At 60.2% G+C, this 19,477-nt stretch carries 17 protein-coding genes; 1 reads left to right on the top strand and 16 read right to left on the bottom strand.

From position 1 onward, the window contains the following. The 11 genes from Q0O99_RS07750 to Q0O99_RS07700 form a co-directional block, all read right to left on the bottom strand. Positions 1-443 (bottom strand): ABC transporter permease (locus Q0O99_RS07750; RefSeq protein ID WP_293750131.1); only part of this gene is annotated, 443 nt, incomplete at its 3' end. Then, positions 440-1,375: an ABC transporter ATP-binding protein gene (locus tag Q0O99_RS07745; protein WP_293750129.1), complete on the bottom strand. Its 936-nt coding sequence runs from the start codon at positions 1,373-1,375 to the stop codon at positions 440-442. The genes Q0O99_RS07750 and Q0O99_RS07745, both read right to left, overlap by 4 nt. A gap of 84 nt (positions 1,376-1,459) precedes the next feature. Next, a complete protein-coding gene (locus Q0O99_RS07740) occupies positions 1,460-1,735 on the bottom strand; it encodes an STAS domain-containing protein (protein WP_293750127.1) in 276 nt (91 codons plus the stop codon). A gap of 11 nt (positions 1,736-1,746) precedes the next feature. Next, on the bottom strand, positions 1,747-2,403 hold the full coding sequence (locus Q0O99_RS07735; RefSeq protein WP_293750125.1) for a phospholipid-binding protein MlaC: 657 nt from the start codon (positions 2,401-2,403) through the stop codon (positions 1,747-1,749). Positions 2,404-2,455: 52 nt separating this feature from the next. Continuing rightward, complete coding sequence (locus Q0O99_RS07730) at positions 2,456-3,193, bottom strand: VacJ family lipoprotein (protein WP_293750123.1); 738 nt, start codon at positions 3,191-3,193, stop codon at positions 2,456-2,458. After that, positions 3,190-3,669, bottom strand: coding sequence for an outer membrane lipid asymmetry maintenance protein MlaD (mlaD, locus tag Q0O99_RS07725; protein WP_293750122.1), 480 nt, complete (start codon positions 3,667-3,669; stop codon positions 3,190-3,192). Before mlaD ends, Q0O99_RS07730 begins: the two co-directional genes overlap by 4 nt. Positions 3,670-3,678: 9 nt before the next feature. Further along, positions 3,679-4,461 carry a lipid asymmetry maintenance ABC transporter permease subunit MlaE gene (gene mlaE / locus Q0O99_RS07720; protein ID WP_293750120.1) on the bottom strand — a complete coding sequence of 261 codons (783 nt, stop codon included), beginning with the start codon at positions 4,459-4,461 and terminating at the stop codon, positions 3,679-3,681. Further along, positions 4,458-5,276, bottom strand: a complete 819-nt coding sequence (locus Q0O99_RS07715; RefSeq protein WP_293750118.1) for an ABC transporter ATP-binding protein — start codon at positions 5,274-5,276, stop codon at positions 4,458-4,460. Before Q0O99_RS07715 ends, mlaE begins: the two co-directional genes overlap by 4 nt. 102 nt (positions 5,277-5,378) lie before the next feature. Next, positions 5,379-6,860, bottom strand: a complete 1,482-nt coding sequence (locus Q0O99_RS07710; RefSeq protein WP_293750116.1) for a glutamate synthase subunit beta — start codon at positions 6,858-6,860, stop codon at positions 5,379-5,381. 30 nt (positions 6,861-6,890) lie between these two features. Further along, on the bottom strand, positions 6,891-11,615 hold the full coding sequence (locus tag Q0O99_RS07705; protein ID WP_293750114.1) for a glutamate synthase-related protein: 4,725 nt from the start codon (positions 11,613-11,615) through the stop codon (positions 6,891-6,893). 132 nt (positions 11,616-11,747) lie between these two features. Then, complete coding sequence (locus tag Q0O99_RS07700) at positions 11,748-12,443, bottom strand: transposase (RefSeq protein ID WP_293750112.1); 696 nt, start codon at positions 12,441-12,443, stop codon at positions 11,748-11,750. A 147-nt stretch (positions 12,444-12,590) separates the two neighbouring features. On the opposite strand from Q0O99_RS07700, the gene Q0O99_RS07695 reads away from it, so the two are divergent. After that, positions 12,591-14,135, top strand: a complete 1,545-nt coding sequence (locus tag Q0O99_RS07695; protein WP_293750110.1) for a rhodanese-like domain-containing protein — start codon at positions 12,591-12,593, stop codon at positions 14,133-14,135. A 76-nt stretch (positions 14,136-14,211) separates the two neighbouring features. Here Q0O99_RS07695 and Q0O99_RS07690 read toward each other — a convergent pair whose 3' ends face one another. The 5 genes from Q0O99_RS07690 to aroB all read right to left on the bottom strand — a co-directional run bounded on the left by Q0O99_RS07690 (position 14,212) and on the right by aroB (position 19,405). Further along, the gene (locus tag Q0O99_RS07690) at positions 14,212-15,096 is read right to left on the bottom strand and encodes an SAM-dependent methyltransferase (protein ID WP_293750109.1); all 885 of its coding nucleotides are present in this window, start codon (positions 15,094-15,096) and stop codon (positions 14,212-14,214) included. Positions 15,097-15,294: 198 nt separating this feature from the next. Beyond that, positions 15,295-15,849 carry a DUF1415 domain-containing protein gene (locus Q0O99_RS07685; RefSeq protein ID WP_293750107.1) on the bottom strand — a complete coding sequence of 185 codons (555 nt, stop codon included), beginning with the start codon at positions 15,847-15,849 and terminating at the stop codon, positions 15,295-15,297. Continuing rightward, positions 15,846-17,084: a CynX/NimT family MFS transporter gene (locus tag Q0O99_RS07680; protein ID WP_293750105.1), complete on the bottom strand. Its 1,239-nt coding sequence runs from the start codon at positions 17,082-17,084 to the stop codon at positions 15,846-15,848. Before Q0O99_RS07680 ends, Q0O99_RS07685 begins: the two co-directional genes overlap by 4 nt. Beyond that, positions 17,081-18,256: a deoxyguanosinetriphosphate triphosphohydrolase gene (locus Q0O99_RS07675; RefSeq protein WP_293750104.1), complete on the bottom strand. Its 1,176-nt coding sequence runs from the start codon at positions 18,254-18,256 to the stop codon at positions 17,081-17,083. The genes Q0O99_RS07680 and Q0O99_RS07675 overlap by 4 nt, the downstream gene beginning before the upstream one ends. Positions 18,257-18,265: 9 nt before the next feature. Beyond that, entirely contained in the window at positions 18,266-19,405 is a 1,140-nt protein-coding gene (gene aroB, locus Q0O99_RS07670; protein ID WP_293750102.1) for a 3-dehydroquinate synthase, read from the bottom strand. Between the last annotated feature and the right edge of the window lie 72 nt (positions 19,406-19,477).

Below are 19,477 nucleotides of genomic sequence, written 5' to 3'. Positions count from 1 at the left end.
ATCATGGCCGCGCCCATGCAGGCGAAGGCCAAAATCCACAGTGGGTTGACAAAAGTGATGTTGACCATCCAGCCGGTGATGACGAACACCCCCACGCCAACGGCCAAGCCCCGCACCACCGATGAGCCCACATAGGCCACAAACCAGCTGCGGTGCGACAAGGGTGTGAGCAACAAAAACACCAAGCTGCCCATGATCTTACTTTGCACCAAGCTGGACGAGCTGTTGGCAAACGCGTTTTGCAGCACGCCCATCATCATCAGGCCCGGCAGCAAAAACGAGGTGTAAGCCACGTTGTCATACACCTTGACATGGTCTTCGAGCACATGGCCAAAGATCAGCATGTAAAGCACGGACGTCAGCACCGGCGCGCCCACCGTCTGGAAAGCAACTTTCCAAAAGCGCAGCACTTCTTTGTAAAGCAAGGTTTGCCAACCGGTCATGCCAAGGCTCCGGTAGCGGTTTGTTTTCGGTTCATCACTTCCAAGAAAACGTCTTCCAGATCGGCCTGACGGATCTCGACGTCTTCGACCACCAGCCCGGCTGTGCGCAGGGTGGCCAGATGGTTTTCGATTTCGGCCGCGTTGTGCACAGGCAACTGCACAATGCGCCCCGTCACCCGGGCGATGGCCGACACGGCGGGAGGCAAGTCGCCGTCGAGCTTGAAGCGCAGCACCTGGCTGGTGGCCGAGCGTAGCAAATCAGACGTGCGCTCCAGCGCCAGCAACTGGCCACGCTTGAGCATGGCGATGCGCCCGCACAGGGCTTCGGCCTCTTCCAGGTAATGGGTGGTCAGCAAGACGGTGTGGCCTTGCTTGTTGAGTTTGGCGATAAAGGCCCACAAGGTCTGGCGCAGCTCGACATCGACTCCGGCGGTGGGTTCGTCGAGCACGATCACCCGGGGCTTGTGCACCAAGGCTTGTGCCACCAGCACGCGGCGTTTCATGCCGCCCGAGAGTTGGCGCATGTTAGAGCCCGCCTTGTCGGCCAGACCCAGACTTTCCAACAGCTCATCGATCCAGACCTCGTTTTTCTTGACCCCGAAATACCCAGACTGGATACGCAAAGCTTCGCGGACCGTGAAAAACGGGTCAAACACCAACTCTTGCGGCACCACGCCCAGCAGTCGGCGCGCGGCGGCGTAGTCGCTTTGCACGTCGTGGCCATGCACCAATACACGACCGGTGCTGGGCCGACTCAAGCCTGCCAAGGTGCTGATCAGGGTGGTTTTGCCCGCACCGTTGGGCCCGAGCAGGCCGAAAAACTCGCCCTCCTCCACATCGAAGCTGACCTGGTCAAGGGCTTTGAACGCGGCTGCGCCCACCTGTTTGGTCGGATAAATCTTGGAGACGGATTGGAATGAGAGCGCTGGCATGGAAGGGGACTATTTTAAGTGCTGGCCCGCCGACCCTGAGGCGCTGCCCTTGTAGAGGCCTCAAAAGACATGGAGACCACGCCTTCAAGCGGGCTGGAGCAGATCCATCACCCCATACAAACTGGCCAGTTCTCGCAAGCGCGGGGTCATACCATCGACCCGCAAGGCGCTCCCTTTTTGGATCAGAACCCTGCGCAAGCCCAACAGCACGGCCAAAGCCGAGGAGTCGAATTCAGAAAGACCCGATGCGTCCAGCACCACCGCAGACGGAAAATCAGCGGGCATTTGCGCCACCCACTTCGCCAGACAAGCATCGGCCTGGTCGTGCAGCAAAGTGGCGGGCAACTTCAGAGGGCTCATGTCCTGCGTCTTCAAGAGGTTTTGGTGTTGGATTTGTTGCGAGCAGCCAAACTGGCAATCAACGCATCGATGCCACCGACATTGATCTCTTTGGTGAACTGGTTGCGGTAGTTTTCGATCAGCCACACGCCCAGCACGTTCAGGTCAAAAATCATCCAGCCTGCACCTTGACCCGGAGTTTTTTCGAGTCGGTAGTCCAACTGAATCGGGTCCGCCTTGCCGCGCACCTCGGTGTTCACCACCAGGTTTTTGTCTTCCTGGCCGGCGCGCAGGGGCTTGACCACAACCACCTGGTCGGTGATTTGGCTGAGGGCGCCCGAATAGGTGCGCACCAACAAAATCTTGAACTCTTCTTGCAGGCGTTTTTGTTGCTCGGGTGTGGCTTTACGCCAAGCTGGGCCAGTGGCAAGAGCGGTCATGCGGCGAAAGTTCACATGCGGCATCAGCTGCGTGTCGACCAGTTGCATGATTTTGCCAATGTCGCCAGTGCGCAGGGCCTTGTCCGCCTTGATGGCGTTCAGCGTGTCGTTGGTGATGCGCTGGATGAAGGCCTCGGGTGCCTCATCGGCGGCCACGGCCAGGCCCGAAGCGCCCAGCATGCTGGCGGCACATGCGGCCACAATCACACGGCGGCGGTTCAGTAAAAGAGCGGTATCGGTTTGGAGCATGAAATAACTATACGGCCTGTAGCCAGAATGCGTGTGAACAACTGTAACGGGCTTATTTATGGCTGGCCTCGTCATCCCCATAGTCGAAACTTGAGGGCGGGTTGCCGTCGTGAATATCGTTGCGTCGTTTTTGCAGGAAGCCGTCACGCACAAACGAGTAAGGGTCCAGCGATGCGGCCATGACCACGTCCACGGTTTGCAGCAGTCCCGTGCGGATGTCCAAAACGCGTGTCACGGTCAAAGCATTGCGGGTGGCCTCATCCGAAAACTGCCGCGAAACATCGCCGCGCATGTCCAGCGGCAAGGCCAGGGTGTCGCGCACTGTGGACGGGCCCAGCAAGGGCAGCACCACATAAGGGCCTGGCTTAACGCCCCAGTAACCCAAGGTCTGTCCGAAGTCTTCCTTGCGCTTTTCCAGGCGCATTTCGGTGGCCACATCCAGCAAGCCGCCCAGGCCAAAAAAGGTGTTCACGTTGATGCGCATGAAAGTCTCCGCCGTGGCCTGCCCCTTGAGCTGCAGGGCGCTGTTGGCCATGGACCAAACATCTCCCAAATTGCCAAAAAAGTTGCTGACACCCTTGCGCACAAAGCCGGGCAAAACTTTCGCATACAGCTCGGCTGCGGGCTTGATGGCCGCGGTGTCCACCACATCGTTGAATTGGTAGACGCTGCGGTTCATCGACTCCCAAGGGTCACGCGCATCGGCGGTTTTCACGGTGGCGCAGCCTTGCAAGGCCAGCACAGCAGCCAGCAGCGCCAACGATGCACTGCGTTTGATCCAGACGATCATGGTTTTTGACTTTCGGGAGTGGATTTCTCGGCCTGGCTGAACAGGAACTGGCTGATCAGGTTTTCCAGGATGACGGCCGATTGGGTGGAGCCAATGCGGTCTCCGGCAGCCAGATTTTTCTCGTCAGCCCCAGGGGCGACATCGAGGTATTGCTCACCCAGCAAACCGCTGGTGAGGATTTTGAGGGAGCTGTCTTGAGGAAAGGTGTGCTGGGTCTGCATGCCCAACGTGACCTTGGCCTGGAAGGACTCGCCGTCGAATTCGATTTTCTTGACGCGCCCAACCACCACCCCGGCGCTCTTGACCGCAGCGCCGGGCTTGAGCCCGCCAATGTTGTCGAACTTGGCCGTGACCTCGTAATCCTGGCTGAAACTCCAGGTGAGCAAGTTGGCCGCCTTGAGCGCCAGAAACAGCACGGCCACTGCGCCCAACAAGACAAACAAACCGACCCAAATATCATTTTTTGAACGTTGCATGCCGTCCTCCTAAATGCTGAACATCATCGCGGTCAAGATGAAATCCAGTCCCAACACCGACAAAGAAGAAACCACCACACTGCGTGTGGTGGCACTGGCCACACCTTCGGGGGTGGGCTTGGCCACATAGCCTTGCAACAAGGCAATGAAGGTCACGGCCAAGCCAAACACGACACTCTTGACGATGCCGTTGCCCACGTCCTTGAAGACATCGACACCGCCTTGCATCTGGCTCCAAAAAGCACCCGAGTCGACACCGATGAGCAAGACGCCCACCACGTAGCCGCCCAAAATGCCCACTGCACTGAACACCGCCGCCAACAAGGGCAAGGCGATGATGCCACCCCAAAAGCGGGGGGCTAAAATTCTTTGAACCGGGTCCACCGCCATCATTTCCAGCGCGGTGAGTTGCTCACCGGCCCGCATGAGGCCGATCTCGGCCGTGAGCGAGGCACCGGCACGACCCGCAAACAACAAGGCGGCCACCACGGGGCCCAACTCGCGCACCAAGCTCAGCGCCACCAGCAAGCCCAGCGCCTCGGCCGAGCCATAGCGTTGCAAAGTGTAATAACCCTGCAAACCCAGCACAAAACCCACAAACAGGCCCGACACGGTGATGATGGCCAGCGAGTAATTGCCCAAAAAATGCACCTGGTCGCGCACCAGGCCAAAGCGCTTGAGCGCTGCGCCCGACATGCCCATCAACTTGAAAAACAGGCGCGCGGCAAAACCCCAATCGGCCAGCATTTGGCGGGTGGATGCACCCAAAGCGCCCAGCATGTTGGAGATCATGCCGACCTCCCGTCGTAGTCTTGTGCGGCCGAAGGGGCCGGGTAATGGAAAGGCACCGGCCCATCGCTCAATGCATGTACAAACTGGTAAATCAACGGGTCGGTGCTGGCCCGCAGCTCGGCAGGCGTGCCCTGCGCGGCCACTCCGCCATGCGCCAGAATCACCACATGGTCGGCGATCTCGAAGGTCTCGGTCACGTCGTGGGACACCACCACGCTGGTGATGCCCAAGCTGTCGTTCAGGCGACGAATCAATCGGGCCGCTGTGCCCAGCGAGATCGGGTCGAGGCCGGCAAAGGGCTCGTCGTACATGATCAAGTCCGGGTCGAGTGCGATGGCGCGGGCCAGAGCCACTCGGCGGCTCATGCCGCCAGAAATTTCAGAGGGTTTGAGGTCCCGCGCTCCGCGCAAGCCCACCGCATCGAGCTTCATTAGCACGATGTCGCGGATCAGGTCTTCCGACAAACGGGTGTGTTCGCGCAAAGGAAAAGCCACGTTGTCGAACACGCTCATGTCGGTGAACAAGGCCCCAAACTGAAACAGCATACCCATGCGACGCCGGGCCTCATAAAGCTCGGCTTGTCGCATCGGCGTGATGTCATGGCCATCAAACAACAATTGACCCGCGCTGGCACGGATCTGCCCGCCGATCAAGCGCAAGACCGTGGTCTTGCCGCCCCCAGACACGCCCATCAGGGCCGTGACTTGGCCACGCGGCACGTTGAAGCTGAGGTTCTTCAAAATGACACGGTCGCCGTACCCGAAAGTCAGGTCGCGCAATTCAACAAGTGGCGGTGGTGTGGATGGGGTGTTCATGTAAAACAAGAGTCGGAAGTGCGGCTCTTGTGGTTTTGGCAGCTCTGGGCGGACTTTTGCATACCAAAAACATTCGAGGGATTTTACCTAGAACGAATGTACTTAACGCGGCAGGTCGCTCTGGCCCATCAGGAACTCGTCCACCGATCGTGCCGCTTGACGTCCTTCACGGATGGCCCAGACCACCAACGACTGACCACGGCGCATGTCGCCTGCAGCAAAGACCTTGGGCACGTTGGTGGCGTAGCCCCCTGTGAAGTTGGTGTTCGCCTTGGCGTTGCCACGGGCGTCTTTGTCAACGCCAAAGGCGTCAAGCACGGTGGCAACCGGGTTGGTGAAACCCATGGCCAGCAAAACCATGTCGGCTTTGTATTCTTTCTCGGTGCCAGGCACCTCGACCATCTTGCCATCCTTGAATTCGACGTGAACCGTCTTCAAGCCCGTGAGCTTGCCTTTTTCGCCAATGAACGACTTGGTGGAGATGGCAAATTCTCGCTGCAGCAGTCCTTTTTCGGCGCTCTCGTCGTGGCTTGAGCTGGTGCGCAGCTTCATGGGCCAATAGGGCCAAACCATGGCCTTGTTTTCTTTTTCGGGCGGCTCAGGCATCACCTCGAACTGGGTCACGCTCACGGCGCCGTGGCGTGTGCTGGTGCCCACGCAATCGCTGCCGGTGTCACCGCCGCCAATCACGATGACGTTTTTGCCATCGGCACGCAACTGGCCCTTGACCTTGTCGCCCGCATTCACCTTGTTTTGCTGGGGCAAGAATTCCATCGCAAAATGGATGCCATCCAGATCGCGGCCAGGGACGGGCAAGTCGCGCGACTGCTCAGAGCCACCGGTCAGCAGCACCGCATCAAAGTCTTTCTGGAGCTGTTCGGCGCTGATGGTTTCCTTGGCCCAGTTGGTGATCTTGGAATCCTTGGGCCACTCACCGACCAGCACGCTGGTGCGGATTTTCACGCCTTCGGCTTCGAGCTGTTGAACGCGGCGGTCGATGTGCGTCTTTTCCATCTTGAAGTCGGGAATGCCGTAGCGCAACAAACCGCCCACTCGGTCGTTCTTCTCGAACAAGGTCACCTCGTGGCCCGCACGCGCCAGCTGCTGCGCAGCGGCCAGGCCTGCAGGACCAGCGCCGATCACGGCCACGGTTTTGCCAGTCTTGATTTTGGCGGGACGGGGCGTGACCCAGCCTTCGGCCCAGGCGCGGTCGATGATGGCGTGCTCGATGGACTTGATGCCCACGGCGTCGTCATTGAAGTTGACCACGCACGCCGCCTCGCAGGGGGCGGGGCAAATGCGGCCGGTGAACTCGGGGAAGTTGTTGGTGCTGTGCAGCACCTCGATCGCGTTTTTCCAGTCGCCTTCAAACACCAGGTTGTTGAAGTCGGGAATGATGTTGTTGACCGGGCAGCCGCTGTTGCAAAACGGTGTGCCGCAGTCCATGCAACGCGCCGCTTGTGTTTTCGACTGCGCTTCGGTCAGACCGATCACGAATTCGCCGTAGTTTTTCAAGCGCTCGGAGACGGGTTTGTAGCCCTCTTCGATGCGCTCAAATTCCATGAAACCGGTGATTTTTCCCATGATGATTTTCCTTCAATCTTGACGTTCGGCTCAGGCGGCCACGGGCTGGGCAGCCTTGGCCGCGTTCGCCGCTTTGCGTGCGTTGATCTCGCCCAAGGCGCGCTTGTATTCGTTCGGGAAGACCTTGACGAACTTGGTGCGGGCGGTGGCCCAGTGGTCCAGCAACTCGCGGGCTCGCTGGCTGCCGGTCCACTTGTGGTGGTCCTCCAGCAGTTTCTTGAGCTGCGCTTCGTCGCTCTGGTCGCGGTGCCAGACCTTGCGGTCCACTTGCGCTTCTTGCTCGGCCACAGTCAACACTTTTTCCATGCTGACCATGGCGGTGTTGCAGCGAGAGGCGAATTCGCCGTCTTCGTCGTACACATAAGCGATACCCCCACTCATGCCTGCGCCAAAGTTGCGGCCGGTCATGCCCAACACAGCCACCGTACCGCCGGTCATGTATTCGCAGCCGTGGTCGCCCGTGCCTTCGACCACCGAAGTGGCACCCGACAGGCGCACCGCAAAGCGCTCACCGGCCACACCAGCGAAGAAGGCTTCACCGGTGGTCGCTCCGTACATGACGGTGTTGCCGACGATGATGTTTTGCGAGGCCACGCCACGGAACTCCAAGCTTGGGCGCACCACGATGCGGCCACCCGACAAACCTTTGCCGGTGTAGTCGTTGGCCTCACCAATCAAGTACAGCGTGATGCCCTTGGCCAGGAAGGCACCAAAAGACTGACCGCCTGTGCCTTCCAGTTGGATTCGCAGGGTGTCGTCCGGTAAACCTTCGGGGTGTACCTGGGTCACTGCTCCGGACAACATGGCACCGACCGAGCGGTTCACGTTGCGGGTCACTTCCATGAACTGCACTTTTTCGCCCTTGTCGATGGCGGCGCGGCTCTTGGCGATCAGCACGTTGTCCAAGGCTTTTTCCAGGCCGTGGTCTTGCTTGTCCACATGGCGCACGGCCACAGTAGAGGCCACTTGCGGCACGGCCAGCAAGCGACCAAAGTCCAGGCCCTTGGCTTTCCAGTGCTCTACACCGCTTTTCATGTCGAGCAGGTCAGCGCGGCCCACCAGGTCGTCAAACTTATGGATGCCCAGCTGAGCCATGATCTGGCGCACTTCTTCGGCGATGAAGAAGAAGTAGTTCACGACATGCTCAGGCTTGCCGGTGAACTTGGCGCGCAAAGTGGGGTCTTGCGTGGCCACGCCCACAGGACAGGTGTTGAGGTGGCACTTGCGCATCATGATGCAGCCCTCGACCACCAGCGGCGCGGTGGCGAAGCCGAATTCGTCCGCACCCAACAACGCGCCAATGGCGACGTCACGGCCAGTCTTCATCTGACCGTCGGCCTGCACGCGGATGCGACCGCGCAGGCCGTTGAGCACCAGCGTCTGCTGGGTTTCGGCCAGACCGATTTCCCAAGGCGAGCCTGCGTGCTTGACCGACGACCAAGGCGATGCGCCTGTGCCGCCGTCGTGACCTGCGATCACCACATGGTCGGCCTTGCACTTCGCCACGCCGGCAGCAATCGTCCCGACGCCAATTTCAGACACCAATTTCACGCTGATGTCGCTGTGCGGGGCCACGTTCTTCAGGTCGTGGATCAGCTGGGCCAAGTCCTCAATCGAGTATATGTCGTGGTGCGGCGGTGGCGAGATCAGTCCCACGCCGGGCACCGAGTGGCGCAGCTTGCCGATGTAGTCGGACACTTTGCCGCCAGGCAACTGACCGCCTTCCCCGGGTTTGGCGCCCTGGGCCATCTTGATCTGGATCTGGTCGGCACTCGAGAGGTATTCGGCAGTCACACCGAAGCGGCCCGAAGCGACTTGCTTGATGCGCGAGCGCAGCGAGTCACCTGCTGCCAAAGGCATGTCGACTTCCACGTTCTCTTCGCCAATCACGCTTTTCAACGAATCGCCCAATTTGATCGGGATGCCCTTGAGTTCGTTGCGGTAACGGTTGGCGTCTTCACCGCCCTCGCCGGTGTTGCTCTTGCCGCCGATGCGGTTCATGGCCACGGCCAGGGTGGCGTGGGCTTCGGTGGAGATCGAGCCCAGCGACATCGCGCCGGTGGCGAAACGCTTGACGATCTCGGCGGCAGGCTCGACCTGCTCCAGCGGGATGGCTTTGGACGGGTCGATCTTGAACTCGAACAGGCCGCGCAGCGTCATGTGGCGCTTGCTTTGGTCGTTGATGATCTGCGCGTATTCCTTGTAAGTACTGAAGTTGTTGGCACGGGTGGAGTGCTGCAACTTGGCGATCGCATCAGGGGTCCACATGTGCTCTTCGCCGCGGGCGCGCCAAGCGTATTCACCGCCCGCATCCAGCATGGTGGCCAGCAGCGGGTCGTCACCAAAGGCTGCGGCGTGCATGCGGAAGGCTTCTTCGGCGATCTCGAACACGCCGATGCCGCCCACGCGGCTGGAGGTGCCGGTGAAGTACTTGTTGATGGTTTCTGTATTGATGCCGATGGCTTCAAACAACTGCGCGCCGCAGTACGACATGTAGGTGGACACGCCCATCTTGGACATGATCTTGGACAGGCCCTTGCCGATCGCTTTGACGTAGTTGTAAAGGGCTTTTTCGGCCGACAAATCACCGGGCAGCTCTTTGTGCAACGCGGCCAGTGTTTCCATCGCAAGGTAGGGGTGCACGGCTTCGGCGCCGTAACCGGCGAGCACCGCAAAGTGGTGCACTTCGCGGGCGGTGCCGGTTTCGACCACCAAGCCGGCGGTGGTGCGCAGACCCGCAGTGACCAGATGCTGGTGAATGGCCGACAGAGCCAGCAAGGCGGGTACCGCCACCTGGGTGGCGGTCACGCCCCGGTCGCTGATGATCAGGATGTTGTGGCCACCCTTGATGGCGTCCACCGCTTCGGCGCACAGCGAAGCCAGCTTGGCTTCCACGCCTTCGCGGCCCCACAAGACGGGGTAAGTGATGTCCAGCGTCGCGCTCTTGAACTTGCCCTGGGTGGCTTGGTCGATGTGGCGCAGCTTGGCCATGTCGGCGAAGTCCAGGATTGGCTGACTCACTTCGAGGCGCATCGGTGGGTTGACCTGGTTGATGTCGAGCAGGTTCGGCTTGGGGCCGATGAAAGACACCAGGGACATCACGATCGCTTCGCGGATCGGGTCGATCGGGGGGTTGGTCACTTGCGCAAACAACTGTTTGAAGTAGTTGTACAGCGGCTTGTTCTTGTCGGACAGCACGGCCAACGGGCTGTCGTTGCCCATGGAGCCGATGGCTTCTTCGCCGGCAGAGGCCATGGGGGCCAATAGGAACTTGATGTCTTCCTGGGTGGTGCCAAAGGCTTGTTGCAGGTCGAGCAGGGCCACGTCAGAGGCGGGTGCCACGGGGGCGGCGGCCACATCGTCCAACTTGACGCGCAGGTTTTCAATCCATTGCTTGTAAGGCTTGGCACTGGCCAGCCCGGCTTTCAATTCTTCGTCGTTGATCATGCGGCCTTGTTCCAGATCAATCAGGAACATCTTGCCGGGCTGCAGACGCCACTTGCGTACGATCTTGCTTTCGGGAATCGGCAACACGCCGGTTTCCGAACCCATGATGACCATGTTGTCGTCGGTGATGATGTAGCGTGAAGGGCGCAGGCCGTTGCGGTCCAAGGTGGCACCAATCTGGCGGCCATCGGTGAACACGATCGACGCAGGGCCATCCCATGGTTCGAGCATGGCCGCATGGTATTCGTAAAAGGCCTTGCGGCGCTCGTCCATGGTGGTGTGCTGCTCCCAAGGCTCGGGGATCATCATCATCACGGCCTGGCTGATGGGGTAGCCCGCCATCGTCAGCAGTTCCAAGCAGTTGTCAAAAGTGGCGGTATCGGACTGACCGGCGAAGCTGATGGGGTAGAGCTTTTGCAGGTCGGCGGCCAGCACGGGCGAAGACATCACACCTTCGCGGGCCTTCATCCAGTTGTAATTGCCTTTGACGGTGTTGATCTCGCCGTTGTGCGCCACATAGCGGTAGGGGTGCGCCAATGGCCACTCGGGGAAGGTGTTGGTGGAGAAACGCTGGTGCACCAAGCCCAATGCCGAGACGCAGCGCTCGTCTTGCAGGTCCAGGTAATACGTACCGACCTGATCCGCCAACAACAAGCCCTTGTAGACCGCTGTGCGGCTGGACATGCTGGGGATGTAGTACTCGTTGCTGTGGGTCAGGCGCAGGTTCTGGATGGCGGCGCTGGCGGTCTTGCGGATCACATACAACTTGCGCTCCAGGGCGTCTTGCACGATCACGTCGGCACCACGGCCTATGAAAATCTGGCGCATCACAGGCTCTTTTTCGCGCACGGTGGGCGACATGGGCATGTCACGGTTGACGGGTACATTGCGCCAGCCGAGCACCACTTGGCCTTCGGCCTTGACGGCGCGTTCCAGTTCTTGCTCGCAAGCCATGCGCGAAGCGTGTTCCTTGGGCAAAAACACCATGCCCACGCCGTACTCGCCAAACGGGGGCAAGGCCACGCCCACAGAACCATCGGGGGCCGTTCCAGCCCGGGCCATCTCTTCGCGGTACAGCGCATCGGGCAGCTGAATCAAGATACCGGCACCGTCGCCCATGAGCGCATCGGCGCCCACAGCACCCCGGTGGTCCAGGTTTTGCAAAATCTGCAGCGCTTGGGTCACGATGGCGTGCGTCTTGTGTCCTTTGATGTGGGCGACAAAGCCGACACCGCAAGCATCGTGTTCATTGGCCGGATCGTACAAACCGGTCGATTGGAAATGTTCTTTTGCACTGGCCGAAGTCATGGGCGCTCCTAAGGGTTTTCACGCAGACCGAAGAGTGTAGTGCAGAGCAGCATCCATGCCAAACTTTTTAATTGGGGTCAGATCCCAATTAATTTAGATTTTGGCTTGACTTTGAATTAATTGGGGACAGATTCAATCAGCCATCTTCTTGAATGGCCGCCCGGCCTTGCCTGGCATCAGTCGGCGCGCTGTGGATTGCTGCAATTGCCCCACAAAATCAACCGAACCCAGGGCCCAACCCGACAGGGCGCTTTGCGTCAACTGCTCCTTTTGTGACTGCGCCAAACCGCCTTGCACCAAACCGGCATAGGCCGCTTCTCGCGCAAAGGGCGTGTTGCCCAAGCCCCAAAACAGCGCATGCGGCGTCACCCATTTGTCGCTCAACTGCCCAATACAGTGCCTGTGGCTGGACCATTTGAAGTCGGCAGCCTGCCCAACCATGCCCGCCCGCACCGGGTTCAGGTCGATGTAAACCATGCACGCCAACAGATAACGCTCACTCTCAATGAGGTTGCTGCGGTAACGGCCTTCCCACAAAGTGCCGGTGCGCTGGTGCCGCAAATTGAAGTAACGCACATAGGCCCGGCCTACCGCCTGCATCATCTGCGGCAGGCCATCGTCTGTTTCAGGCGTGAGCAGCAAATGAAAGTGGTTGTCCATGATCACGTAAGCATGGATGGCCACCTTGAAATTTTGCGCATGCTCTTGCCACAGGGCCAGCAAGCGCTCACGGTCTGCATCGTCGCGCACGATGGCCTGTCGGTCGTTACCACGCTGGATGACGTGGTGGGGATAGCCTGCAACGGTCAGGCGGGGCTGACGGGCCATGAGAGAACTCCGAAAGTGAGAGCGCCAGTTTAATTGGGATCTGACCCCAATTAATGACCCCAATTAAATCAATCATCAAAAGTACTTCTCATCGATGCAAAAATAGAGATATATTTTTGTATTTTTGTATTTTTGCCCAAGGTCATCATGAACCCTGTTTTCAAAGCTTTGGCTTTTTGTCTGTCGCTTTGGCTGTCCGCCAACGCTCATGCCATGACCTTGGAGCGCGTGGGCAATGACCTTTACGCCACTGGCCCCACCGTCGATCATGATTTTTTGCAGTTCAAGGAAGCCTTCGCCAAAGGCGGCATTGAGCGGCTGGTTTTGGTCAACGGACCCGGGGGTGACCTCTGGACCGGTATGCAGGTGGCGCGCATGGTGCAAGACGCCAAGATCACCACCGTGGCTTCGGGCGCCTGCATGTCGGCATGCTCTCTGATTTTCATGGCCGGCCAAGCCCGAACCTTTGGCACGGGGAACTTGCCAAGGGTGACCATGGTCGGCATTCACGGCGCACACGACCGGGACACCAAACGCGTTAATCCCACGCTCATGCCCCAAATGTACGCCTTGTACAAGCAGCAAATGGGCAACAAATTTGATGCCCAGGTCATCAACCAGGCTTTGTACGACATCAAGGAAGCTTCTGGATTTTTAAGGATTCGCGAACTCCAACGCACACAAGAAAAGGACCGCACGCCCTGGTTCTGCCCCACCGGTCAAACCCCTTTCGATCAGTGCCAACGACATACCGGCAAAGACGCCTTCAGCCTGGGCGTGGTGACCCAAACCGAGACCGTACCCCTGCAGTTGCCTGAGAGCATGAAGGTGCAGCTCGGCTTTTTTGGCAAGTCCTTGGGGGCGCCCATGGTCGATCTGCATGACCGCTCCGATACCCTGATTGAGGGACTGTGCAAAGGGCAGTTGCTGTGCAAGACCATTGGACAACGCACCTTCAACAACTATTTGAGCGCCAACCACAACAAAGCCATGGCGATTGGCTGGGGCAAAACGGGTTATGGCGTGCGCTGGGGCGCAGATGACCCCGGACTTGCCATGCTCGGGGCGCTCTACCACTGCAACCACGCCAAAAACAACCCCAAACTCTGCCGCCTGGTGTCTGTCAACGAGCACGAGGTGCTGCCGCTCTACGACGAGGCGAGTACCCAAGCCGCTGCCTTCTTGGGTCAGTTACAAACACCTTCACCCGAACGCACCCAGGCAGAACGCGAAGAACCCGGCGCAAGAACGCCGTCCAAATTGCGTTGGGGCCATGCACTCACGGGCATGACCCCTAAAGCGCTGGAGGGAATTCAACGCTGGGATACCGCCACGTTGGTCCAAGCCCTGCAGCAACCCGGTCGACCAGTGGTCATTGATGTAGCGAACTTTGGACCTGTGATTCCCGGCGCACTCAGTTTCATCAAAAGCGGCCTGGCTTTCGAAGATGACAAGTTGGAGCAGCCCTACGCAGAGCGCTTTGGCCAGATGCTGCGGGCGGCTGCACCAGACCTGAACCAACCGGTGGTTTTTTACTGCAGCAACTCGGAAAGCTGGCTGTCCGTGAATGCGGCCATGCGTGCGCGCCTGATGGGCTACACCCAAGTCATTTGGTACCGAGGCGGTTTCACGGCATGGACCCAAGCGGGCTTGCCCACCGTGGGCAGGGTGCCAGTGGCCGTGTTGTATTGAACCCAACCTATGAGATCGCATGGCGCCCGCCACGCGGATCGGAAAACGATACAGACTGGATCATCAAACGCCTGAATCAGGTGCTTGCTTTTACAACAGCAGCCGCCACCATCGGATACCGCCCACCCATCAGCCCCTCCACCCCAAACTCCTGCAGAAGCGCCAGCAGCCGCTCGCCCGCTGCACGCTTTTTTTGACCGGTGTATTTGCCCAGAATCAGCTCGTTCTTCATGGAGTGCTCCCAGCCCACCAGCTCGGTCACGGTGACGGTGTAGCCTTGCGACTCCAGATACAGGCAGCGCAGCACATTCGTGAGCTGACTGCCGACTTCGCGGGTGTGCAAGGGGTGCCGCCACAGCTCGGCCAATGGCGAACGCTGCAGGTTCAACGCCTTGCTCTGGTTCAGGGCGCGGGCCAGCTCGGCTTGGCAGCAGGGCACCAGCACCATGTATTGGGCTTTCTTTTGCAGGCCAAAGGCGATGGCGTCGTCGGTGGCGGTGTCGCAGGCGTGCAACGCGGTGACCACGTCGATTTGCTCGGGCAGCTCGGCGCTGTGCGCCGACTCGGCCACGCTCAGGTTGAGGAACTGCATGCGCTCAAAGCCCAGCCGCTGGGCCAGTGCTTGGGACGACGCCACCAATTCGCTGCGGGTCTCGATGCCGTAGATCGTGCCTTGGCCCAAGGCTTTGAAAAACAGGTCGTAAATGATGAAGCCCAAATACGACTTACCCGCCCCGTGGTCGGCCAGCGTGGGACCGGTGTCGCTGGCGGGCAACTCTTTGAGCAGCTTGTCGATGAACTGGAAGAGGTGATAAACCTGCTTGAGCTTGCGGCGCGAGTCCTGGTTGAGCTTGCCGTCGCGGGTCAGGATGTGCAATTCTTTGAGCAGCTCCATCGACTGGCCGGGGCGCAGGTCGAGGTCAAGAGGTTTGGGGGCGATGGTGAGTTTCTGTTTGGGCATGTATCCATTGAACCTATTTTTTGACATTGAGACAGATTGATGCCGTTGCAACCATGTATTTCTTCCACAACTTGGAAGAAATTCATGGTTTGTCTCCCTCAAAAGTCGTGCAACCGGTGTCCGCATCAATGAAGGCAATAGCTTCATTGGGGGCGCACTGCCAAATGAGACTCTACTCAGGACGTCAGAATGACCGACTCAGTCGTGCGGCCCCACATCCAGCTTTTTCCAGCCCTCAGTCCCCAGCTTCTTCAGGGTCTCGATGTTGGTCTCGTAAATCATTTCGGCTTCGGGGAAAGCTTCCACCGCCCGGTCGATGCTTTCTTCGCGCAGCAGGTGCAGCGTGGGGTAAGGCGAACGGTTGGTGCAATTGCCGATGTCGTCCGGCTCGGTGTCAGCGAACTGGAACTGCGGGTGAAAACTCGCCACCTGAAACACGCCCTCCAAATCGAGCTCTTGCAACACGGCGTCGGCCTCGTCCAGAAAGTCGTTGAACTCCAGAAAATCCTGCAGCATCTGCGGCACGATCAAGAGCACGGTCTCGCGCTCTTCGGCGGGCGTTGCGGCCAGCGCCTGCAACTGCTCAATCAGCTCATCACGCAAGCCTTCCAGGCCTTTGGCCTCGCTCAGCACGCAATGGATCTGGCCCTTGACGTGCGGGGCTTTGGCAAAAGGGCACAGGTTCAGGCCAATCACGGCGCGTTCGAGCCAACGCACGGTGTCGGCGATTTCGGGGGTGTTCAGGTCGGTCATGGGCGAGATTGTGCCTGCGAGAGCAAACGTCCTGCAGCCCAAGCCAGCACCGCACCTACCGCACAACATCCCAGGGTAAACAACGGTGTGAGCTGCCAGCCGCCCGCGCGCGCCGCCAAGGCCGCCACCACGGGCGGCCCGACAAACTGGCCCAGCGCGGACAACTGCTGCACCCAGCCCACAGTGGTGGCCACCTGCTGCTCGCCCGGGGCCAGACGCACCGCCAGGCTGAACAGCGTGCCCGGCACCAGACCGCCCATGCCCGAGAACAGCAGCACCCCGGCAAAGCGCAGCCAAGGCTGGGTTTCGGTGAAGCTCGTAAAGGCCACGGTGCTGCCCAGCGCCATCGCGCCGAAGCCCAGCCACAGCGTGGCGCGAGGAGCCCAGCCGCGCTGCAGCAAGCGACCCGAGGCCATATTGCCCACGATGTTGACGGCGGCCGCCAAGGCCGTCAGCAAGCCCAGCAGCACTCCGCTGACGCCAGCGGCTGCGTAAATGGAGGGCAAAAAACCCACCACCGCCAACCACTGGCCCGAGTACATGCCAAAGGTCAGTGCCACCAGCCAAGGGCCGGGGGTGCTCAAGGTCAGGCGCAGGCGATGCCATGGGCCTGGGCGTGTTTGGCTTGGCTCCACCCTTGGCCCGGTGCATGTCACCACGGCGGGCAGCACCGTTGGGTCGGCAGGCAAGCTGCGAAAAACCCACATCGCCATGGCCAACGACACGGCGGCAAACAGCCACCACCAAGCAATCCAGCCCCAAGCAGGAATGAACAACGGTCCGACCAGCAGCGCCAACGCCGTGCCGGTCGGCATGTACGCACCCCACACACCCAGCATGCCGGGCAACTGCGCGGGCGGCACCAGACGGCGGATCAATGCAGGTGCGGGCAAGGCCACCAGCAAAAAACCCAGTCCTTCGATGGCCCGCAGCGCCAGCAAAGCGGTGACCGAGGTGGCGAAACCACCCCAGCCACTGGCCAGCGCCAGCAGGCACAGGCCGCGCACCATGCTGCGCCGCAGGCCCATGCCGTCGGCCCACAAGCCCATGAACACCGCCAAACTCATGCCGGCGAGTTGCACCATGGACAAGAGGAAACCGGACTGCACCAGCGTCAGGCCCAGCTCGGCTTGCAGCGCGGGCAAGGCGGGGGGGAGCTTGCCCACCTGCAAAGCTGCCACCCCCCCGGCCAGCACGACGAGCCAGGCGGCGCGCTGAGCTGGCAAAGAACTCACAACAGCTTGCGCCCCGTCAGGCGTTCGTGTTCGCGCAGGGCAAAGCGGTCGGTCATGCCGGCGATGTAATCGGGCACCGAACGGTGCAGGTTGGCGTTGGCGGCGAAGTCGGCGGGCATTTCTGCTGGTTGACTGACGTAGGCAGCAAACAACTCGCGCACCACCTGCTGCGCCTGCACGGTCGTGTGCATGACCTGCGGGTGGCGGTAGAGCTGAGCAAACAAAAACTTTTGGAGTTCGCTGCTGCGTGTCTTCATCCCGGCGCTGAAAGCCACCAACGGCCCGGCCAATCGGGCTTCGACCAGCGTGCGCACACCCGCCTGAGCCACGGCCTGGCGCGTGGTGTCGATCACGTCGTACACCTGGTCGCTCAGCATGCGGCGGATGGTTTCGTACAGCAAGCGGCGCGGTTTTTCAGACAAATCCGGATACTCGTCTAAGGTCTGCCGGTGGTAGTGCGCAAACAGTTCCACTTGCAGCAGTTGTTCGATGCTGATCAGACCCGAGCGCACGCCGTCGTCGATGTCGTGCGCGTTGTAGGCAATGGCATCGGCCAGGTTGCACAGTTGCGCCTCCAAGCTGGGCTGGGTGCGGTCGATGAAGCGCCGCCCCACCCCACCGGGCTCGGCCCGTTCCAAATGTTCGGCATTGGCGCGTGAGCAGTGTTTGAGCACACCCTCGCGGGTTTCAAAGCTCAAGTTCAGGCCATCAAACGCCGGGTAACGCTCTTCGAGTTGGTCGACCACGCGCAAGCTTTGCAGGTTGTGTTCAAAGCCGCCGTGCTCACGCATGCATTCGTTCAGCGCATCTTGTCCGGCGTGGCCAAAAGGCGTGTGGCCCAAGTCGTGCGCCAGCGCAATGGCTTCCACCAAATCCTCGTTCAGGCCCAGGGCGCGGGCTATGGAGCGGCCCAGCTGCGCAACTTCGAGCGAGTGCGTGAGCCGCGTGCGAAACAAATCGCCTTCATGGTTCAGAAAGACTTGCGTCTTGTAAACCAGCCGCCGGAACGCGGTGGAGTGCACGATGCGGTCGCGGTCTCTTTGATACGCATTGCGCGTGGGCGCTGCGGCTTCAGCAAACCGTCGACCCCGGGTTTGCGCCGGGTCGCAGGCCAGGGGCGACAAAGGGCCGACTGCTTGCACAGACCCGGGTGATGAATCGCTGAGCAACATCGCAGCGCCTCAGGCGCAGCAGGCGTTGATCACCTCGCGCACCATGGCATCGGGCGCACCGCACACAGTGGCTTTGCCAGGCCCATCGATCACCACAAACTGGATATCGCCGCCGATGGCTTTTTTATCGAGGCGCATGTGTTCGATGTAATGGCCTGCGTTGTCGGTCGCATCAATCATGGGGCCGCGCACCGGCAGCCCCGCACGCTCAATCAAGGCGCGCAGGCGTGCCACAAAAGCAGCATCGACCTTGCCCAGACGCTGCGACAGCTCGGCCGCCATGACCATGCCGCAACCCACCGCCTCGCCGTGCAGCCAGACGCCAAAGCCCAGACCGGCTTCGATGGCATGGCCAAAAGTGTGGCCAAAGTTGAGGATGGCGCGCAAGCCCGCTTCGCGCTCGTCTTGCCCGACCACCCAGGCCTTGATCTCGCAGCTGCGCTGGACAGCGTGCGCCATCGCGGCCGGGTCTTGTGCGATCAGGGCGTCGATGTTGGCCTCGATCCAATCGAGGAAAGCCATGTCGGCAATCGGGCCGTATTTGATGACTTCGGCCAGGCCCGCGCTCAACTCGCGCGAGGGCAAGGTGACCAGCGTGTTCAGGTCGCACACCACCCGCACGGGTTGGTAAAACGCACCGATCATGTTTTTGCCCAACGGGTGGTTGATGGCGGTTTTGCCACCCACCGACGAGTCGACCTGCGACAAAAGCGTGGTCGGCACCTGCACAAAGGGCACACCGCGCATGTAACTGGCGGCCGCAAAGCCCGTCATGTCGCCCACCACACCGCCGCCCAAGGCAAACAGCACGGTTTTGCGATCGCAACCGTGGCCCAGCAGCGCGTCAAAAATCAAGTTCAGAGTTGGCCAGTCTTTGTGCGCCTCGCCATCGGGCAGCACCACGGTGTGCACTTGTTTGTAATGCGGGGCGATGGCGCTGCGCAACGCGGCTTCGTACAGCGGGGCAATCGTGTCGTTGGTCACGATCATGGCGGTGCTCGCCTTGGGCAAGCCGACCCAAGTTTCAGTGCGGCCCAACAGGCCTTGACCAATCTGGATGTCGTAACTGCGGTCGTCCAGTGAAATGGCGACCGTTTGAACAGGTGCGGTTGGGGGGGCGGTTTGGAGGGGGAATGTGGACTCAGACATAGGCCCCAAGTGTAGATGTTTCGATTGGCCATCCCACTGACCCAGCGAACCGGTACTGGGCGCAGACTGGCG

It is taken from the genome of Limnohabitans sp. Rim8, from assembly GCF_945901735.1.
In the GTDB taxonomy this organism is placed as follows: Bacteria; Pseudomonadota; Gammaproteobacteria; order Burkholderiales; family Burkholderiaceae_C; genus Limnohabitans_A.
This window is presented reverse-complemented; position numbering and strand designations above follow the sequence as displayed.

Coding starts and splice junctions, on each gene's coding strand:
- Q0O99_RS07730 (WP_293750123.1), bottom strand. CDS start 3,193: ATGATCGTCTGGATCAAACGCAGTGCATCGTTGGCGCTGCTGGCTGCT.
- Q0O99_RS07695 (WP_293750110.1), top strand. CDS start 12,591: ATGAACCCTGTTTTCAAAGCTTTGGCTTTTTGTCTGTCGCTTTGGCTG.
- Q0O99_RS07675 (WP_293750104.1), bottom strand. CDS start 18,256: ATGTTGCTCAGCGATTCATCACCCGGGTCTGTGCAAGCAGTCGGCCCT.
- Q0O99_RS07705 (WP_293750114.1), bottom strand. CDS start 11,615: ATGACTTCGGCCAGTGCAAAAGAACATTTCCAATCGACCGGTTTGTAC.
- Q0O99_RS07685 (WP_293750107.1), bottom strand. CDS start 15,849: ATGACCGACCTGAACACCCCCGAAATCGCCGACACCGTGCGTTGGCTC.
- aroB (WP_293750102.1), bottom strand. CDS start 19,405: ATGTCTGAGTCCACATTCCCCCTCCAAACCGCCCCCCCAACCGCACCT.
- Q0O99_RS07700 (WP_293750112.1), bottom strand. CDS start 12,443: ATGGCCCGTCAGCCCCGCCTGACCGTTGCAGGCTATCCCCACCACGTC.
- mlaE (WP_293750120.1), bottom strand. CDS start 4,461: ATGATCTCCAACATGCTGGGCGCTTTGGGTGCATCCACCCGCCAAATG.
- Q0O99_RS07735 (WP_293750125.1), bottom strand. CDS start 2,403: ATGCTCCAAACCGATACCGCTCTTTTACTGAACCGCCGCCGTGTGATT.
- Q0O99_RS07710 (WP_293750116.1), bottom strand. CDS start 6,860: ATGGGAAAAATCACCGGTTTCATGGAATTTGAGCGCATCGAAGAGGGC.
- Q0O99_RS07715 (WP_293750118.1), bottom strand. CDS start 5,276: ATGAACACCCCATCCACACCACCGCCACTTGTTGAATTGCGCGACCTG.
- Q0O99_RS07740 (WP_293750127.1), bottom strand. CDS start 1,735: ATGAGCCCTCTGAAGTTGCCCGCCACTTTGCTGCACGACCAGGCCGAT.
- Q0O99_RS07690 (WP_293750109.1), bottom strand. CDS start 15,096: ATGCCCAAACAGAAACTCACCATCGCCCCCAAACCTCTTGACCTCGAC.
- mlaD (WP_293750122.1), bottom strand. CDS start 3,669: ATGCAACGTTCAAAAAATGATATTTGGGTCGGTTTGTTTGTCTTGTTG.
- Q0O99_RS07745 (WP_293750129.1), bottom strand. CDS start 1,375: ATGCCAGCGCTCTCATTCCAATCCGTCTCCAAGATTTATCCGACCAAA.